The following is a 15,933-nucleotide window of genomic DNA, read 5'->3' on the forward strand; positions in this document are numbered from 1 at the left end:
CGGTAACTTCCTTGCCACTCCACCCAAGGATTGGCAGGAAGGATGAGCCCGTTCAGATACCGTAGCCTGCGCTACCAAGTCTATCGTTCCCAGGCGCGAATGCTCGCTCATGAAGCATTTTGCAAAAGGGTATGCGCTTCAGGTGCTGAGCTCGACGTTGACCAGGTGCGCTTCGAACCTATTGGAAGCAGGGCGATCGAGGCGTTGCAGGGCTGGGGCAGGCAGACTCACCACTTTCCCTGGGAAGAGGTACCACGCTGGACAGATCGAGATCTCAAGGGGCTCGATCTTTCGTTGTGGTCTGCGCATGAGCTTTGCGGCCTCTGCTACGCCAGCCCCCGTCAAAGCAATCATTGCATCAAGATCATTCTGCTGGAGGGTAAGCCTGGCCCGACAAATCCCTTGAGAGGCTTCGTGGGATCGCTGTCGCTATTGGCTGTCATCGAGTACGCAAGAATGCTCAGCTGCTCGCGCATCGAGGTTCAACAACCCGACCCGGGTGTCGAACCCCTGTACTTATCGCTTGGCTTTGTCCGCGATCCTGCCGGGCGACTTGTGATGCCGGTAGGCGCGATCAACGAACCAACCATTGCCCAGATATCAGAGGTGCCCATGAACTATTCGGCAAGTTCCAGGAAGGCTGCATTGATCAAGCGCTATACCGCTGAGGCTATCGCCCTTGCGGGTGAAATCACCGACCAGCAGCGGCATATTCTCGAGGTCGCGTTCAGGGAGGGGCGGGAGAAAGAGCCTGGAGGCATACTGGCCGGGCCACGTAGCGGCCCGATCGATTACGAGTGGTACACAGGCGATTCGAAGTGATGCGAGCAGCGGGCTGCACGTGAAAGGTGGCCAGCCCGCTCAGCCCTTCACGATCTGGTTCTTGCCTTGGCGCTTGGCCTGGTACATCGCCGCATCGGCTCGGGCGAACAGGCTGTCGAGTGTTTCGTCTTCATCGGTCAGCCCGGTCAGCCCCTGGCTCACGGTCACACCATAGGTTTGCTGGCCATGGCTGAAGCTCAGGCGCTGGATCTCGCGCTGCAAGCGTTCGGCAATCTGCTCGGCCATCTCTGCGGTACAGCCAGGGAACACCGCGGCAAACTCCTCACCACCGATCCGCCCGAACTGGTCACCGCGCCTTAGCACGGCCTTGCCACTGTCGGCGATGCGTTGCAGCACCTGGTCGCCTTCCTGGTGCCCGTAACTGTCATTGATCTGCTTGAAGTCGTCGATGTCCAGCAGCAGGAAAGCCAGTGGCGTGCCATTCTCGCGGGCGCTGTCGAAGGCCTGCTGGGCGCACTCGAAGAAATGCCGGCGGTTGCTGCTCTGGGTGAGCACATCGGTGGTCGCCAGGCGATGCAGTTCGCTTTCGAGCTGCTTCTTTTCGGTGATGTCTTCGGCAATGCCGACGATGATCACCCGCTGGTCACCTTCGCGCTGCTGGTTGATGTAGCACTTGTCGCTGACCCAGCGCACTTCGCCAGCGCCGTTGAGGATGCGGTACTCGCGGTCTTCCACCGTGCCCTTGACCAACACCTGGGCCAGGCTGCGCTCGGCGTATTCCAGGTCGTCGGGGTAGATGGCGTCGCGCCATTCGTTGTAGTCGGCCATTACCAGGCTGGCCGGGCGACCGAAGATGCGTTCGTAGGCGGGGCTGACGTAGAGCACCTGGCGGGTTTCCCAGTCGAAGGCCCAGATCACTGCGTTGACGCTGTCGAGCAACGACGAATAGAGCTGCTCGCGCTCGCTCAGGCGGGCCACTTCGCCTTGGGCATGCAGCAGGGCGAGCAGGGTTTGCGCAGCTTCCGGGCGGGGCGTGCCGGTGAACGTGGGTGGGAGGTCTTTGGCCATGAGCACGAAACGGGTCTCGACGTTGAGCGTGCGGCCACGGTCCGGCCCGCCACGCGGGCGATGTGCCGGGTTTGAGTCGAATTTCGAGAGGGAAGTTCCGGCCGGCATGCCCAGCGGTCGGGCATGCCGATCAACGGTGGTCAGTTGCCTGCGGGGCGCAGCGAGTAGGTCTTGAGCTGGGAGGCGAAGTCACGCAGCGAGTGGATGCCGCTGGCCTCGGCCTCGTGCACCCAGTCCTTCATCGCGGCGAGCATGTCGTGGCCGTTGGCGCTGGTGCGCGCCCAGATCTGCTGCAGCGCCAGGCGCTTCTCGTAGATGGTTTTGAGCGCCTGGCTGTGAGCCAGCAGCGACTCGATGCGCACGTGGTGGCGGTCCTGGAGCAGGCTGGTTTCCCGCGACAGCAGGCGTTTGGCGCGGCGGAAGCGATGGCGTACCGAGGCGTCCACCTTGTCCAGTTCCTGCTTGACCAGCGGGCCGATCACCAGCTTGCGGTACTGGGCCATGATCTGGAAACGGTTGTTGAGGATGGCCATGGCGGTGTCCATGTCCAGTGACGCCTTGCCCTCGACCCGGTGGGCGATGGGCGCCACGCGTTGCACCTTGGCCAGGCGCAGCAGGCTCAGCAGGCGGATCCACATCCAGCCCATGTCGAACTCCCAGCGGCGCACCGACAGCTTGGCCGAGTTGGGGTAGGTGTGGTGGTTGTTGTGCAGCTCCTCGCCGCCAATGATGATGCCCCAAGGTACGAGGTTGGTGGCGGCGTCGCGGCACTCGAAGTTGCGGTAGCCGATGGCATGGCCCAGGCCGTTGACCACACCGGCGGCCCAGAACGGGATCCACATCATCTGTATGGCCCAGATGGTGATGCCGATGGTGCCGAACAGCAGCAGGTCGATCACCGCCATCAGGGCGATGCCGCCGAGCTTGTAGCGCGAATAGACGTTGCGTTCGAGCCAGTCGTCGGGGCAGTTCTTGCCGTAGATGCGCAGCGTCTCTTCGTTGCGGGCTTCCTCGCGGTAGAGTTCGGCGCCCTTGCGCAGCACCGTGCCCAGGCCCTTGTGCACCGGGCTGTGCGGGTCGTCCGGGGTTTCGCACTTGGCGTGGTGCTTGCGGTGCACGGCAGTCCACTCGCGGGTGTTCTGCGCGGTGGTGAGCCACAGCCAGAAGCGGAAGAAATGCTTGAGGCCTGCATTGAGCTCCAGCGCGCGGTGCGCGGAGTAGCGGTGCAGGTAGATGGTGACGCTGACGATGGTCACATGGGTCATCAGCAGGGTGACCGCGACCAGTTGCCAGGCCGACAAGTCGAGCAAACCGTAGTACCACATAGCGGGGAAAACCCTCGGAAAAACAGGGAAAACAGCGCTGGCATTATCCCTTGGCGGGGAAATAAAACCAGTCGCCCTTTTTGATAGGAAGTCACAAGGTGTTTCACCCTTTATAATCCCCCTTCATTTTTCATGGGCTAATCGACCCGACATGTCTGTTTCCGTTCGCGACGCCTTGCGTATGGCCGGGCTCTATCTGGTGCTTTCGATCCTCTGGCTGACGCTGTCGGAGCTGGTATTGCAGAGCATGTCCGAGGACCCGCTGGCGTTGACCGTGGGCCGGCAGATCAATGTGGTGGTCTGGGTGCTGCTCAGCGCCTTGCTGATTTTCGTATCGCGAGCCCGTCTGTTGAACTTCATCGGCATTGGCGCGCGCCTGCGCAGCGAGGACCGCGAGCGCCTGCGCATGGCGGCGGCGGTGTTCGACAGCACCCTCGAAGGCGTGCTGGTGACCGACCGCAACGGCCTGATCGTGCACGTCAACCGCGCCTTCATGCGCATCACCGGCTACCAGCAGGACGAAGTCATCGGCCAGCGCCCGAGCAAGTTCAAATCCGGGCGCCATGGCGCGCCGTTCTACCAGCAGATCTACGCCACCCTCAGTGACCAGGGGGAATGGAGCGGTGAAATCTGGAACCGCCGCAAAAGCGGGGAGATTTATCCGCAATGGCAGACGATCTGCGCCATTCGCGACGACAGTGGCGACCTCAGCCATTACGTGGCGGTGTTCAGCGATATCAGTGCGATCAAGCACACCGAGGAGGAGCTGGCCTACCTCGCCCACCACGATCCCCTCACCGGCCTGCCCAACCGCCTGCTGTTCAACGACCGCGCCGAGCAGGCGCTGGCCGCGGCGCAGCTGAACAAGCGTGGCTGCGCCTTGTTGCTGCTCGACCTCGACCACTTCCAGAGCATCAACGACGGCCTTGGCCACACCATCGGCGACCAGTTGCTCAAGCTGGTGGGCGAGCGCCTGGGCGAGGTGCTGGGCAGTGGCGTCACCCTGGCGCGCCTGGGGGGCGACGAGTTCGGGGTATTGGCGGAGAGCTGCCAGCAGGTCGGCCAGGCCGGCAAGCTGGCGCAGACCATCATCGAGCGTTTGCGTGAACCGTTCAGCTGCGACGACCACCGCCTGTTCATCAGCGTCAGCATCGGTATCAGCCTCTTCCCCAGTGATGCGCTGAGCGCCGAGCAACTGCTGCGCAACGCCGACTCGGCGCTGTTCAAGGCCAAGAGCAACGGCCGCGCCTGCTACGCGTTGTATACCGAAGAGTTGACTGCTCACGCCCAGCACCGGGTCGAAACCGCCGGCGAGTTGCGCCGGGCACTGGAGCAGGAAGAGTTGCGGGTGTTCTTCCAGCCGGTGCATGACCTGTGCAGCGGCATGATGATTGGCGTCGAGGCGCTGGTGCGCTGGCAGCACCCTCAACGCGGGCTGGTGTCGCCGGGCGAATTCATCCCCATTGCCGAGCGTACCGGGCTGATCGCCGAGGTCGACGCCTGGGTGCTGCGCCAGGCCTGCCGGCAGATGGTGCAGTGGCAGCACGAGGGCCGCTCGCTGGCGTTCGTCGCGGTGAACATCTCCAGCCGGCTGTTCAGCCAGCGTGACCTGTACCGCCAGGTGGCCGATGTGCTGCATGACACTGGGCTGGACCCTGCGCTGCTGGAGCTGGAAGTCACCGAAAGTGCGGTGATGGAGGACCCGGAAGTGGCCCTGGAGCAACTGCACCGCCTACGCGAGCTGGGCCTGAACCTGGCCATCGACGACTTTGGCACTGGCTATTCGTCGCTGCTGCGGCTCAAGCGCCTGCCGGTGCAGAAACTCAAGATCGACCAGGGCTTCGTCGCCGGGTTGCCGTTGGACGATGACGATATCGCCATTGTCCGGGTGATCATCGCCCTGGCGCGCAGCATGGGCATGCAGGTGCATGCCGAGGGTATCGAGCAGGCCGAGCAGGCGCGCTTCCTGCTGGAGCAGCAGTGCCAACTGGGGCAGGGGTACTGGTTCGGGCGGCCGGTGCCGGCGCAGGAGCTGCAGCGGGGTTGACCCCGTTCGCCGGCAAGCCGGCTCCTACAGGCTACCCCGCAAGCCTAGAGAATGGCGCGGTCAGCGTAGGAGCCGGCCTTGCCGGCGAAGCGGTCAACGCTTGTTCAAGCCTTTCGCCAATCGATCCCCACCTAACTGAATCACCGCCACCAGCGCCACCAGCATCACGATCACAGTCAGCATGATCTGGCTGTCGAAGCGCTGATACCCATAGCGGTAGGCGATATCCCCCAGCCCGCCGGCGCCGATCGCCCCGGCCATGGCCGAGGAGTTGATCAGCGTCACCAGGGTGATGGTGAACCCCCCGACGATCCCCGGCAGCGCTTCGGGCAGCAGCACGTGCCAGACAATGTGCCAGCGCCGGCAGCCCATCGCCTGGGCCGCCTCGATCAGACCATGGTCGACCTCGCGCAAGCTGACCTCGGCGATGCGGGCGAAGAACGGCGTGGCGGCGATGGTCAGCGGCACCACGGCCGCCCATACACCATAGGTGGTGCCGACCACCAGGCGGGTGAAGGGGATCAGCGCCACCATCAGGATCAGGAACGGGATCGAGCGGAACAGGTTGACGATGGCACCCAGCACGCGGTTGAGCGCTGGCGCCTCGAAGATCCCGCCCTTGTCGCTGGTGACCAGCAACACCGCCATCGGCACCCCCACCAGCAGCGCCACCAGCGAGGACACGCCGACCATCAGCAGGGTATCGAGCAAGCCTTGCAACAGACGATCAATCCACATGGCCGAGCACCTCCACATCCGCGGCCCAGCGACGGGCGCGTTCGAGCAGTTGAGGCGTCTGCAGCGGCGAGTTGCGCACGGACAGGATCAACTGGCCCAGGGCATGCTCGCCGATGGTTTCGACGCCACCCTGGAGCAGGCGCACGCGCCCGCCCAGGTCGCTGAACAGTGCGCTCAGCTCCGGCTCGCCGACCAGTTGCAGGCGCAGCACCACGGCCGCATCGCGGCTGGCGGGGCTTGCGCGCAGGCTGGCCTGCAGGGCAGCGGGCAGGCGCGTCTGCAAGGGCGCGAGCAGGGTCCGGGTGACTTCGTGGCGTGGTGCGCCGAACACCTGCCACACCTCGCCCTGTTCGACCACCTCGCCGCGCTCGAGCACGACCACGCGCTGGCAGATATCGCGGATCACCGCCATTTCGTGGGTGATCAGCACCACGGTCAGGCCCAGGCGCCGGTTGATGTCGCGCAGCAGGTCGAGGATCGACGCGGTGGTTTCCGGGTCGAGCGCCGAGGTGGCCTCGTCGCACAGCAGGATCTCGGGGTCGTGCACCAGTGCTCGGGCGATGCCGACGCGTTGCTTCTGCCCGCCGGACAGCTGCGCCGGGTAGACGTCATGCTTCTGCGCCAACCCCACCAGTTCCAGCAGCTCGCGTACCTTGCGCTGGCGCTCGGGCTTGCCGACCCCAGCCACCTTCAGCGGCAGCTCGACGTTCTGCCATACGGTCTTGGCCGACATCAGATTGAAGTGCTGGAAGATCATGCCGATGCGCCGGCGCAGGGCCACCAGGTGGTTTTCGTCGAATGGCGCGATATCCACCTGATCGATCAGCACTCGGCCTTGAGTCGGTTGTTCCAGGCGGTTGATGGTGCGCAGCAGCGACGACTTGCCGGCGCCGCTGCGGCCGATGATGCCGAAGATCTCGCCGCGGCGGATGTTCAGGTCGATGCCGTGCAGCGCCGGTTGCGTTTGGCCCGGGTAGGTCTTGCCCAGGCCGATGAAGCGCACATGGGCCTGGTTCACTTCCGGGCGCAGCGCCTGTTCGGGCGCCTTGGGCGGCACGGGCTGCGGGGCGGGCGCCCTGAGGGCGCTGGCCTGGCTCATGTCAGCCCTCCCAGCCGGCCTGGTAGAGCTTGCCGTGGGCCTTGTCCAGGGCGGCGCGCACGGCCGGGGAGTGCTGGTAGATATCGACGAATTTCGCCAGGCGCGGGTCGTTCTTCTCCTGTGGGCGGATGACGAACTGGATCACGTATTCCTTGTTTTCCAGGCCGTCGAACAGCAGCGCCGAGGTGGCGTCGAAGCTGTTGGCCAGGCGGATATAGGCCGGGTAGCCCTGCACCAGGTCGGCATCGTCATAGGCGCGCACCAGCTGCACCGCTTCGACCTGAAGGATCTTGATCTTCTTCGGGTTGGCGACGATGTCGTCCTCGGTGGCCTTGTAGCCGACCCCCGGCTTGAGGGTGATCAGTCCGGCCTTGGCCAGCAGTTGCAGGCCACGGCCGCTGTTGATCGGGTCGTTGGCGATGGCCACGCTGGCACCTTCGGGCAGTTCGTTGAAGCTTTTGTACTTTTTCGAGTACAGGCCGACGTTGTTGATGATCCCCGGCGCGTAGGGCACCAGGTTGAAGCCGGCGGCGGCCTTGGCGTTTTCCAGGAAGGGGATGTGCTGGAAGTAGTTCACGTCGATGTCGCCGCTGTTGAGGCTGACATTGGGCGCGATCCAGTCGCTGAACTCGATCAGCTTCACCTCCAGGCCTTGTTTGTGGGCTTCTTCCACCGCCGCTTCCAGCGGGATGGCGAAGGCGGCGGTGGTGCCGATCTTCAGCGGCTCGGCGGCGAAGGCGGCGGCGGACAGGCCGAGGCCCAGGGCGATGGCCGCGACGGGCCGGAACAGTTTCTCAAGCATGGTGCAGGGCTCCAGTCGGGGCAGGGGTGGGGATGTTGCGGTAGGTGGAACCGGGGTGGTCGGCCGGCAGGTGCGGGTGGTCGCTGGCGAACAGCTTTTCGCGCAGCGTGCCCTCGGCATAGGCCGTCTTGTAGCGGCCACGGCGTTGCAGTTCGGGCACTACCAGGTCGATGAAAGCCTCGAAGCTTTCCGGGGTGACGGTGCGAGTCAGGTTGAAACCGTCCAGGCCGGTGTCGTCGAGCCAGCCGATCAGCTGCTCGGCGACCTGCTCGGGGTTGCCGACCAGGGTCACGTAGCGGCCGCCCAGGGCGTGCTGTTCCAGCAGGCGGCGGCGGGTCCAGGCACTGTCCTGCAACTGGCGGGTGGCGGACTGGATGGCATTGCCCTTGGCGAAGCCGATCGGCTCGTCCAGCCCGTAGCGCGAGAAGTCGATGCCGGTGGAGCTGGCGAAGTGCGCAACGCCGGCCTCGGGGCTGGCGTAATGCAGGTACTCGGCGTGCAGGGCGCGGGCCTCGTCTTCGGTTGGCGCCACGATCACGGTGATGCCCATGAATACCTTGACCGCCTGCGGGTCTCGGCCAGCTGCTTTGGCGGCTGCACGCACCTTGTCGACCTGGGCGCGGGTGGCGGCCTTTTCCTGGCCACTGATGAACACGCATTCGGCATGGTTGCCGGCGAAGGCCAGTCCGCGCGCCGAACTGCCGGCCTGGAACAGCACCGGGGTGCGCTGCGGCGAGGGCTCGCACAGGTGGTAGCCCTCGACGTTGTAGAACTCGCCGTGGTGAGCGACCTTGCGCACCTTGTCCGGGCGCGCATACACACGCTGCGCCCGGTCGGCGAGCACGGCATCGTCATCCCAGCTGCCTTCGAGCAGCTTGTACAGCACTTGCAGGTACTCGTCGGCCTGGTCGTAGCGCCGGTCATGCTCGGGTTGCTGTTCCAGGCCCATGGCCCGGGCGGCGCTGTCGAGGTAGCCGGTGACGATGTTCCAGCCGACCCGGCCATTGCTCAGGTGGTCGAGGGTGGAGAGGCGCCGGGCGAACAGGTAGGGCGCTTCGTAGGTGAGGTTGGCGGTGAGGCCGAAGCCCAGGTGCCTGGTCACCGCCGCCATGGCCGACACCAGCAGCAGTGGGTCGTTGACAGGCAGCTGGATCGACTCTTTGAGCGTCACGTCAAGCGACTGGCCGTACACGTCGTAGGTGCCGACGATGTCGGCGATAAACAGCCCGTCGAACAGCCCGCGCTCCAGCAGGCGAGCCAGGTCGGTCCAGTAGTCGAGGGTCTTGTACTGGGTCGAGGTGTCGCGCGGGTGGGTCCACAAGCCGTGGTTGATATGCCCGATGCAGTTCATGTTGAAGGCATTGAGCAGGATCTGCTTGGCCATCAGATGGTCCCCCGGCGCGGCGGCTTCTCGTCGTTGAGGTAGTAGTTGCCGATGGCGTGGTACTTCCAGCGCACCGGGTCGTGCAGGGTGTGCACCCGGGCATTGCGCCAGTGGCGGTCGAGGTTGTGCTCGGCCAGGGTGGCTTGGCTGCCGGCCAGCTCGAACAGGGTGGTGCCGGCGGCCAGCGAGATTTCGGTGCTGATCGCCCGCGCCTCGGCCACGGCGATGGAGGCGGCGGCGAGGGTGTCGGCGGTGCTGTCGGCCTGGGCGATGTCGAGGATTTCACCAGCGCGTTCCAGCAGTGCTTCGGCGGCGTGCAGGCGGATCGCCAGGTGGCCGAAGCTCTTCAGGGTCAGCGGGTCGTCGCTGGCCTTGTCGACGCCGGAATCCACCCACGGCCGGCTGCGGGTGCGCACGAAGTGCAGGGCATCCTCGTAGGCGGCGCGGGCAATGCCGGTGTCGATGGCGGCGTGGAGGATCTGCGCCAGCGGGCCGACCGTGGTCGGGCGCTCGAAGGCGCTGCCGAACGGCACCACGTCTTCGGCTGCCACCGGTACGTTATCGAACACCACAGAGCCGCTGCCGGTGGTGCGCTGGCCAAAACCGCTCCAGTCGTCGATCACTTCAATGCCCTGGCTGTCGGCGGGTACGAATGCCAGGTGCTGCACGTCGTGTTCATCGATCACCAGGGTGGGGATGCGCTGGGCGTAGATCGCGCCGGTGCAGTAGAACTTGCGGCCGTTGATGCGGTAGTGCTCGCCGTCGCGTGTCAGGCGGGTGGTGCGCTCGTGGGCGTTCCTGGTGCCGATCTCGGCCAGGGCGTTGCCGAAGCGGCGGCCGGCCAGCACTTCGGCATAAAGCCGCTTCTGTTGCTCTGGGGTGCCGTTCACTCGCAGCACTTCCAGGGCGTAGAAGTGGTTCTGCGGGATCTGCCCGATCGAGGCGTCGGCCTGGGCGATGCGGGCGACCACCTTGGCCAGGGTGGCGCTGGATACGCCAGCGCCGCCGTGGGCCTTGGGCACGCTGATGCCCCATAGGCCGGATTGCACGAAACGTTCGAGCTCGGCGTGGGGCAGGCGGCGTTCGCGGTCGCGAAGGGCGCTGTCCTGGCGCAGGTGCTGGGCGAGTTCTTCGGCGACGGCCAGGGCCTGGGCGTCGGTGGTGATGAGGGATGCGGTCATGGTGCTCTCCGGGCACTGGGGGCGCCTTGCGCCCCTTTCGCCGGCAAGCCGGCTCCCACAAGGATCGCGGTGATCCCGTTCTGTGGGAGCCGGCTTGCCGGCGAAAGGGCTGCACAGCAGCCCCACAGGCTTTTAATCAGATCCAGGAATGGCGGGCTGGCAGGGTGCCGTTGAGGTAGTAGGCGCCAACCGCGTGGTACTTCCAGCGCACCGGGTCGTGCAGGGTGTGTACCCGGGCGTTGCGCCAGTGCCGGTCGAGGTTGAACTCGGCCAGGCTGGCGCGGCTGCCGGCCAACTCGAACAGCTTCTCGCTGGCCTGCAGCGAGATCTCGGTGGTCAGTACCTTGGCTTCAGCCACTGCAATCGAAGCCCGTGCGGCGCTGGCTGCGTCGACGGGGCCTGCGTTGACCTCGTCGAGCACCTTGGCAGCACGGCGCAGCAGCGCTTCGGCGGCGTGCAGGTCGAGCTTCAGGCGGCCGATGTCGGCGACTACGTAGGGGTCGTCGCTGTTGCGCTCGACCTTGGCCTCGATCCATGGCCGTGATTTCTCGCGCACGAAGCTGATCGCATCGTCGATGGCTGCCTCGGCGATACCGGCATCGATGGCGGCCTGGATCAGTTGCGAAGCGGCACCTTGGATATTGGGCACATCGCGCTGGCGCCAGTTATCCACAACCAGTTCGGCTTCCACCGGCACCTGGTCGAGCAGCACGGTGCCACTGGCCGTCGTGCGCTGGCCGAAACCGGACCAGTCATCGACGATACGCAGCCCCGGGCTGCCGCGGCGCACGAACGCCAGGCGCTGGCGGCCATCGTCGTCCAGCGCCTTGACCGCTACCCAGTGGGCGAACAGGGCACCGGTGGAGTAGAACTTCTCGCCGCTGATGCTGAAGTCGTCACCCTGGCGGGTGATGCGTGCCTTGAGCGTCAGGGTGTCCTTGGTGCCGCGCTCCGGGCCGGCATTGCCGATGCGCCAGCCGTCGAGCACGGCACGGAAGATCCGCTGCTTCTGTGGCTCGGTGGCGGTCAGGCGCACCAGTTGCAGGATGCCGAACTGGTTCTGTGGGATTTGCCCCAGCGCCGGGTCTGCGGCGCTGATCAGGCGGAACACTTCGGCGATGGTGACGAAGGAGACTTCGGGGCCGCCGTAGGCCTTGGGGATGCTGATGCTGCCCAAACCGCTGCGGGTGAATTGTTCGATCTCGGCCCAGGGCAGTTTGCGTTGGCGGTCGCGCTGGGCGGCCTGCTGGCGGGCCACCTCGGCCAGTTCGCGGGCAGCTTGCAGGGCTTCTTCATCATTGCGCAGCACCCGGGCGGGCAGCAGCAGGGGTGAGCTGTCGGTGTCGCTGGGCAAACGGGTAGTTGGCTGGCTGGACATCAGTACCGCTCCTTGGCTGCACTCAATGCCCTGGCGTTGGCCACTGGGGTGATTGTGTTCCTGACCATTCCTTACCTCACAAAAGTTGACTGTGCCGCCTCGGGGTGAGGTCGGCAGACGTTTGCTGGTCCGGTGGTCCGGTGTATATACCCTAATGGCTTATTAAAAGTTTATGAACTAACTCTTTGGAATATGTTTAGAAGGAGGTACTTGCTTCGAATGTGCTGGCCCAATCGCCGGCAAGCCGGCTCCCACAGGTGTGCGCTGTACTTGTGGGAGCCGGCTTGCCGGCGATTGCGTCAGTGAAGGCTGTGCAGGTTTAGTCTGAGGCCGCCGTACCGAGGAACTTGCGCAAGAACTGCCGCGTACGCTCCTCCTTGGGGTTGGCAAACAGCGCCTTGGCCTCGCCCTGCTCGACGATCACGCCCTTGTCGAAGAAAATCACCCGGTTGGCCACATCACGAGCGAAGCTCATCTCGTGGGTGACGATGATCATGGTGCGTTTCTCTTCGGCCAGGCCGCGGATGGTCTCCAGCACCTCGCCCACCAGCTCCGGGTCGAGCGCCGAGGTGGGCTCGTCGAACAGGATCACCTCCGGCTCCATGGCCAGGGCGCGGGCGATGGCCACCCGTTGCTGCTGGCCGCCGGACAGGCGCCGGGGGTAGGCGTCTTCCTTGCCGGCCAGGCCGACCTTGGCCAGCAGGCGCTTGCCTAGCTCGATCGCCTTGTCGCGCGGGGTCTTCTTGACGATCACCGGCCCCTCGATGACGTTGTCCAGGGCGGTGCGGTGGGGGAACAGGTTGAAGTTCTGGAACACGAACCCGGCCTGCTGGCGCAAACGCCGGATCGCACTTTGCTGGCCACCCAGCGGGCGGTTGGCGTCGATGCTGATGTCGCCGATCTGGATGCGCCCGGCGTCGGGCGTTTCCAGCAGGTTGAGGCAGCGCAGGAAGGTGGTCTTGCCCGAGCCACTGGGGCCGATGATGGCCACCACTTCACCCGGTTGTACCGTCAGGTCGATGCCGTCGAGCACGGTCTGGCCCTTGAACCGCTTGGTCAGGCCTTCTACTACGATCATCGTCAGTGCTCCTGGTCGTGCTGGTTGACCCGCGCTTCCATGCGGTTCTGCACGTGCGCGAGGATGCTGCAGAGGATCCAGTAGACCACTGCGACCGCCAGGTACATGGTGAACACTTCGAAGGTGCGCGCGGTGATCAGCTGGGCCTGGCGGAACAGCTCGGGCACCTGGATGGTGGCCGCCAGAGCGGTGTCCTTGACCAGCGAGATGAAGCTGTTACCCAGTGGCGGCAGCGCGGTGCGCAGCGCCTGCGGCAGGATCGCCCGGCGCATGGCCTGGGTGCGGGTCATGCCGATGGAGGCGGCGGCTTCCCACTGGCCACGGTCGATCGAGGAGATCGCCGCGCGCAGGATTTCGCAGATGTACGCGGCCATGTTCAACGACAGGCCGATCAGCGACGCCGGGATCGGGTCGAGTTCGATGCCGATCTGCGGCAGGCCGAAGTAGATCACGAACAGCTGCACCAGCAGCGGCGTGCCGCGGAAGAAGGAGACATAGATGCGTGCCAGCCAGTTCAGCGGCAGGATCTTCGACAGACGCATCAGGGCCAGGGCAAAGCCCAGCACCAGGCCGAAGAACATGCCGCCAACGCTGAGCAGCACCGTGTAGCCCGCGCCCTTGAGCAGGAAGGGCGCGGAATCGACAACGAGTTGCAGGGCTTCAGCAATCATTTGGTGACATCGGCACCGAAGTACTTCTCGGACAGCTTGGCCAGGGTGCCGTCAGCCTTGAGCTCGTCGATGGCTTTGTCGATAGCGGCCAGCAGTTCCGGCTCACCCTTGCGCAGGGCTACGCCGCTTTCCAGGCGCGAGAAGGCGTCACCGGCGAGCTGGGTGTCCTTGGCTTTCTGGGCGTATTCCAGGGCTGCCAGGCGGTCGACCAGGATGGCGTCGATACGGCCATTGCGCAGGTCGGCGAACTTGGTCGGGTCGTCTTCATAGGTGCGCACGTCGGCTTTGGGCACGTCCTGCTTGACCCACTGCTCGTAGTTGGTACCCAGGCCCACGCCGACCTTCTTGCCGGCCAGGTCCTGGGCGGTCTTGATGTTCAACTGCTCGGCCTTCTTCTTCAGCACCAGCGCCTGGATGCCCGAGACGGTGTAGGGCTCGGAGAAGTCGTACTTCTTCTTGCGCTCTTCGGAAATGGTCACCTGGTTGATCACTACGTCCAAACGTTTGGACTCCAGCGCGGCAAGGATGCCGTCCCATTTGGTCGGCTGCACCTTGGCCTTGACCCCCAGCTTCTTGGCCAGCAGTTCCGACAGCTCCACTTCGAAGCCGGTCAGCTTGCCATTCTCGTCCTGGAAGCTGAACGGTGGGTAGGTGCCTTCCAGGCCGACGTTGATCACGCCTTTTTCCTGGATGGTCTTCAGTTGCTCGCCGGCGAAGGCCTGGCCGAGCAGGCCGGTGCCGAGCAGCAGTGCCAGGCTGGCATTGAGAAGGGGTTTGGCGAATCTGGACATGTGTGGCCCCGCGCTTGTTGTGGAAGTAGTGGGTGGCGACTATAGAGGTGGGCTGTATAGGCCTGGAAATAATAAAAAATAATGTTCTTATTCCATGGGCGCTAACTGCCATCCAATGGCCGTGTTGAGGGTAGCCACGAATGGACAGCCCGTCAGCGTTGCTTATGCCCGACTTAGTGCAGGATGGAATAAAGCGTTGTTTTTTCCAAGAGGGGGATTTGCCTTACAGTGGTTTGCAGAACCGGCATCAACTCTGTGGGAGCTGGCTTGCCAGCGATGCGGCGGCCCAGACGACGGCGTCGATTCGGCTGGCGCTATCGCCGGCAAGCCAGCTTCCACAAGGTGCAAGTGCGCATATCAAGAAAGCCGTCTGGCAGGAGATCCACCGTGAGCGAACAACCCTCAACCGGCCAATGGCAGCTGCCTGGCATCGTCAGTGGCCTGCGCAGCGCCCGTGAACAATGGCGCAGCAGCAACGGCCGCAGCAGCGGCGAGCAGGGCGGGCGCGAACTGCCCTCGCGCGAAGCGCTGCGCCACATCCTCGAGCAACTGTGCGGCGCGCTGTTCCCCATGCGCCTGGGCCCGGTGGACCTGCGCGAAGAGAGCGAGGACTTCTACGTCGGCCACACCCTCGACGCCGCACTCACCGCGCTGCTGACCCAGGCGCGCCTGGAACTGCGCTACGCGGCGCGCCACGGCAAGACCGAAGTCATTGACGTAGACGCCCACGCCCTGCGCCTGATCCAGGACTTCGCCGCCGCCCTGCCGGCCCTGCGCGTGCTGCTGGACACCGACGTGCTGGCTGCCTACCACGGCGACCCGGCGGCGCGCAGCGTCGACGAAGTGCTGCTGTGCTACCCGGGCATCCTGGCGATCATCCACCACCGCCTGGCCCACCACCTGTACCGCGCAGGCCTGCCATTGCTGGCGCGGATCAGCTCGGAACTGGCGCATTCGGCCACCGGCATCGACATCCACCCCGGCGCGCAGATCGGCCCGAGCTTCTTCATCGACCACGGCACCGGCGTGGTGATCGGCGAGACCGCGATCATCGGCGAGCGGGTGCGTATCTACCAGGCGGTCACGCTGGGCGCCAAGCGCTTCCCCAGCGACGAGTCGGGCACCCTGCACAAGGGCCTGGCGCGCCACCCGATCGTCGAGGACGACGTGGTGATCTATGCCGGCGCGACCATCCTTGGGCGCATCACCATCGGCAAGGGTTCGACCATTGGCGGTAACGTCTGGCTGACCCGTAGCGTGCCGGCGCAGAGCAACATTACCCAGGCTAATTTGCAGCTCGATTGCGAGGGCAAGAATTGACCTGAAATTCAGATCGTCTGTACCGGCCCTTTCACGGGCAAGCCCGCTCCCACAGGATTTCGCTCAACTCGAACAATGTGCGGTCCCTGTGGGAGCGGGCTTGCCCGCGAAGAGGCCGACGCCGATGCCCCGCCCAGCGGCATCGGGTCGCATTGAACTCCGATCCATGTTTAACTTGAACGCTTGTTCAATGTAAAACGCTGGTCCATTGCCGGTGTTCAAAAGGAGGAATTGCCTTTGCTGAACCCGTTCAATCCGAACCCCACGT

General features: G+C 64.8%; 14 protein-coding genes. 3 read left to right on the forward strand and 11 right to left on the reverse strand.

Features of this window, described 5'->3' with window-relative positions; translation table 11 throughout:
- Nucleotides 1–42: 42 nt before the first annotated feature.
- Nucleotides 43–822, forward strand: a complete 780-nt coding sequence (locus IX761_RS03410; protein ID WP_194788230.1) for a hypothetical protein — start codon at nt 43–45, stop codon at nt 820–822.
- 39 nt (nt 823–861) lie between these two features.
- Here IX761_RS03410 and IX761_RS03415 read toward each other — a convergent pair whose 3' ends face one another.
- Nucleotides 862–1,851, reverse strand: a complete 990-nt coding sequence (locus IX761_RS03415) for a GGDEF domain-containing protein (protein WP_194788380.1) — start codon at nt 1,849–1,851, stop codon at nt 862–864.
- 140 nt (nt 1,852–1,991) lie between these two features.
- Entirely contained in the window at nt 1,992–3,176 is a 1,185-nt protein-coding gene (gene desA, locus IX761_RS03420; RefSeq protein WP_194788231.1) for a delta-9 fatty acid desaturase DesA, read from the reverse strand.
- A 151-nt stretch (nt 3,177–3,327) separates the two neighbouring features.
- Between desA and dibA the strand changes: the two genes are divergently transcribed.
- Complete coding sequence (dibA, locus tag IX761_RS03425) at nt 3,328–5,223, forward strand: phosphodiesterase DibA (RefSeq protein WP_194788232.1); 1,896 nt, start codon at nt 3,328–3,330, stop codon at nt 5,221–5,223.
- A gap of 93 nt (nt 5,224–5,316) precedes the next feature.
- Here the strand turns inward: dibA and IX761_RS03430 are convergent, their stop codons facing one another.
- The 9 genes from IX761_RS03430 to tcyJ all read right to left on the reverse strand — a co-directional run bounded on the left by IX761_RS03430 (nt 5,317) and on the right by tcyJ (nt 14,345).
- Complete coding sequence (locus IX761_RS03430) at nt 5,317–5,961, reverse strand: methionine ABC transporter permease (protein WP_125466000.1); 645 nt, start codon at nt 5,959–5,961, stop codon at nt 5,317–5,319.
- The gene (locus IX761_RS03435) at nt 5,951–7,060 is read right to left on the reverse strand and encodes a methionine ABC transporter ATP-binding protein (protein ID WP_194788233.1); all 1,110 of its coding nucleotides are present in this window, start codon (nt 7,058–7,060) and stop codon (nt 5,951–5,953) included. The genes IX761_RS03430 and IX761_RS03435 overlap by 11 nt, the downstream gene beginning before the upstream one ends.
- A gap of 1 nt (nt 7,061) precedes the next feature.
- A complete protein-coding gene (locus IX761_RS03440) occupies nt 7,062–7,862 on the reverse strand; it encodes a MetQ/NlpA family ABC transporter substrate-binding protein (RefSeq protein ID WP_194788234.1) in 801 nt (266 codons plus the stop codon).
- The gene (locus IX761_RS03445) at nt 7,855–9,246 is read right to left on the reverse strand and encodes an LLM class flavin-dependent oxidoreductase (RefSeq protein WP_194788235.1); all 1,392 of its coding nucleotides are present in this window, start codon (nt 9,244–9,246) and stop codon (nt 7,855–7,857) included. Before IX761_RS03445 ends, IX761_RS03440 begins: the two co-directional genes overlap by 8 nt.
- Nucleotides 9,246–10,427, reverse strand: coding sequence for an SfnB family sulfur acquisition oxidoreductase (locus IX761_RS03450; RefSeq protein WP_194788236.1), 1,182 nt, complete (start codon nt 10,425–10,427; stop codon nt 9,246–9,248). The genes IX761_RS03445 and IX761_RS03450 overlap by 1 nt, the downstream gene beginning before the upstream one ends.
- A 136-nt stretch (nt 10,428–10,563) precedes the next feature.
- Entirely contained in the window at nt 10,564–11,805 is a 1,242-nt protein-coding gene (locus IX761_RS03455; RefSeq protein ID WP_194788237.1) for an SfnB family sulfur acquisition oxidoreductase, read from the reverse strand.
- 319 nt (nt 11,806–12,124) lie between these two features.
- Nucleotides 12,125–12,883 (reverse strand): L-cystine ABC transporter ATP-binding protein TcyN, encoded by a 759-nt coding sequence (tcyN, locus tag IX761_RS03460; RefSeq protein ID WP_194788238.1) that lies wholly within the window; start codon nt 12,881–12,883, stop codon nt 12,125–12,127.
- Between the two features lie 2 nt (nt 12,884–12,885).
- A complete protein-coding gene (gene tcyL, locus IX761_RS03465; protein ID WP_194788239.1) occupies nt 12,886–13,554 on the reverse strand; it encodes a cystine ABC transporter permease in 669 nt (222 codons plus the stop codon).
- Nucleotides 13,551–14,345, reverse strand: a complete 795-nt coding sequence (gene tcyJ / locus IX761_RS03470) for a cystine ABC transporter substrate-binding protein (protein WP_194788240.1) — start codon at nt 14,343–14,345, stop codon at nt 13,551–13,553. Before tcyJ ends, tcyL begins: the two co-directional genes overlap by 4 nt.
- 387 nt (nt 14,346–14,732) lie before the next feature.
- Between tcyJ and epsC the strand changes: the two genes are divergently transcribed.
- A complete protein-coding gene (epsC, locus tag IX761_RS03475; RefSeq protein WP_194788241.1) occupies nt 14,733–15,665 on the forward strand; it encodes a serine O-acetyltransferase EpsC in 933 nt (310 codons plus the stop codon).
- The last annotated feature ends 268 nt before the right edge of the window (nt 15,666–15,933 follow it).

Origin of the sequence: Pseudomonas sp. UFMG81 (assembly GCF_015354575.1) — a bacterium.
Taxonomy (GTDB): domain Bacteria; phylum Pseudomonadota; class Gammaproteobacteria; order Pseudomonadales; family Pseudomonadaceae; genus Aquipseudomonas.

What these genes read in the sequence shown, in the direction of transcription:
- IX761_RS03410 (WP_194788230.1), top strand. Translation starts at nt 43, where the DNA reads ATGAGCCCGTTCAGATACCGTAGCCTGCGCTACCAAGTCTATCGTTCC.
- IX761_RS03415 (WP_194788380.1), bottom strand. Translation starts at nt 1,851, where the DNA reads ATGGCCAAAGACCTCCCACCCACGTTCACCGGCACGCCCCGCCCGGAA.
- desA (WP_194788231.1), bottom strand. Translation starts at nt 3,176, where the DNA reads ATGTGGTACTACGGTTTGCTCGACTTGTCGGCCTGGCAACTGGTCGCG.
- dibA (WP_194788232.1), top strand. Translation starts at nt 3,328, where the DNA reads ATGTCTGTTTCCGTTCGCGACGCCTTGCGTATGGCCGGGCTCTATCTG.
- IX761_RS03430 (WP_125466000.1), bottom strand. Translation starts at nt 5,961, where the DNA reads ATGTGGATTGATCGTCTGTTGCAAGGCTTGCTCGATACCCTGCTGATG.
- IX761_RS03435 (WP_194788233.1), bottom strand. Translation starts at nt 7,060, where the DNA reads ATGAGCCAGGCCAGCGCCCTCAGGGCGCCCGCCCCGCAGCCCGTGCCG.
- IX761_RS03440 (WP_194788234.1), bottom strand. Translation starts at nt 7,862, where the DNA reads ATGCTTGAGAAACTGTTCCGGCCCGTCGCGGCCATCGCCCTGGGCCTC.
- IX761_RS03445 (WP_194788235.1), bottom strand. Translation starts at nt 9,246, where the DNA reads ATGGCCAAGCAGATCCTGCTCAATGCCTTCAACATGAACTGCATCGGG.
- IX761_RS03450 (WP_194788236.1), bottom strand. Translation starts at nt 10,427, where the DNA reads ATGACCGCATCCCTCATCACCACCGACGCCCAGGCCCTGGCCGTCGCC.
- IX761_RS03455 (WP_194788237.1), bottom strand. Translation starts at nt 11,805, where the DNA reads ATGTCCAGCCAGCCAACTACCCGTTTGCCCAGCGACACCGACAGCTCA.
- tcyN (WP_194788238.1), bottom strand. Translation starts at nt 12,883, where the DNA reads ATGATCGTAGTAGAAGGCCTGACCAAGCGGTTCAAGGGCCAGACCGTG.
- tcyL (WP_194788239.1), bottom strand. Translation starts at nt 13,554, where the DNA reads ATGATTGCTGAAGCCCTGCAACTCGTTGTCGATTCCGCGCCCTTCCTG.
- tcyJ (WP_194788240.1), bottom strand. Translation starts at nt 14,345, where the DNA reads ATGTCCAGATTCGCCAAACCCCTTCTCAATGCCAGCCTGGCACTGCTG.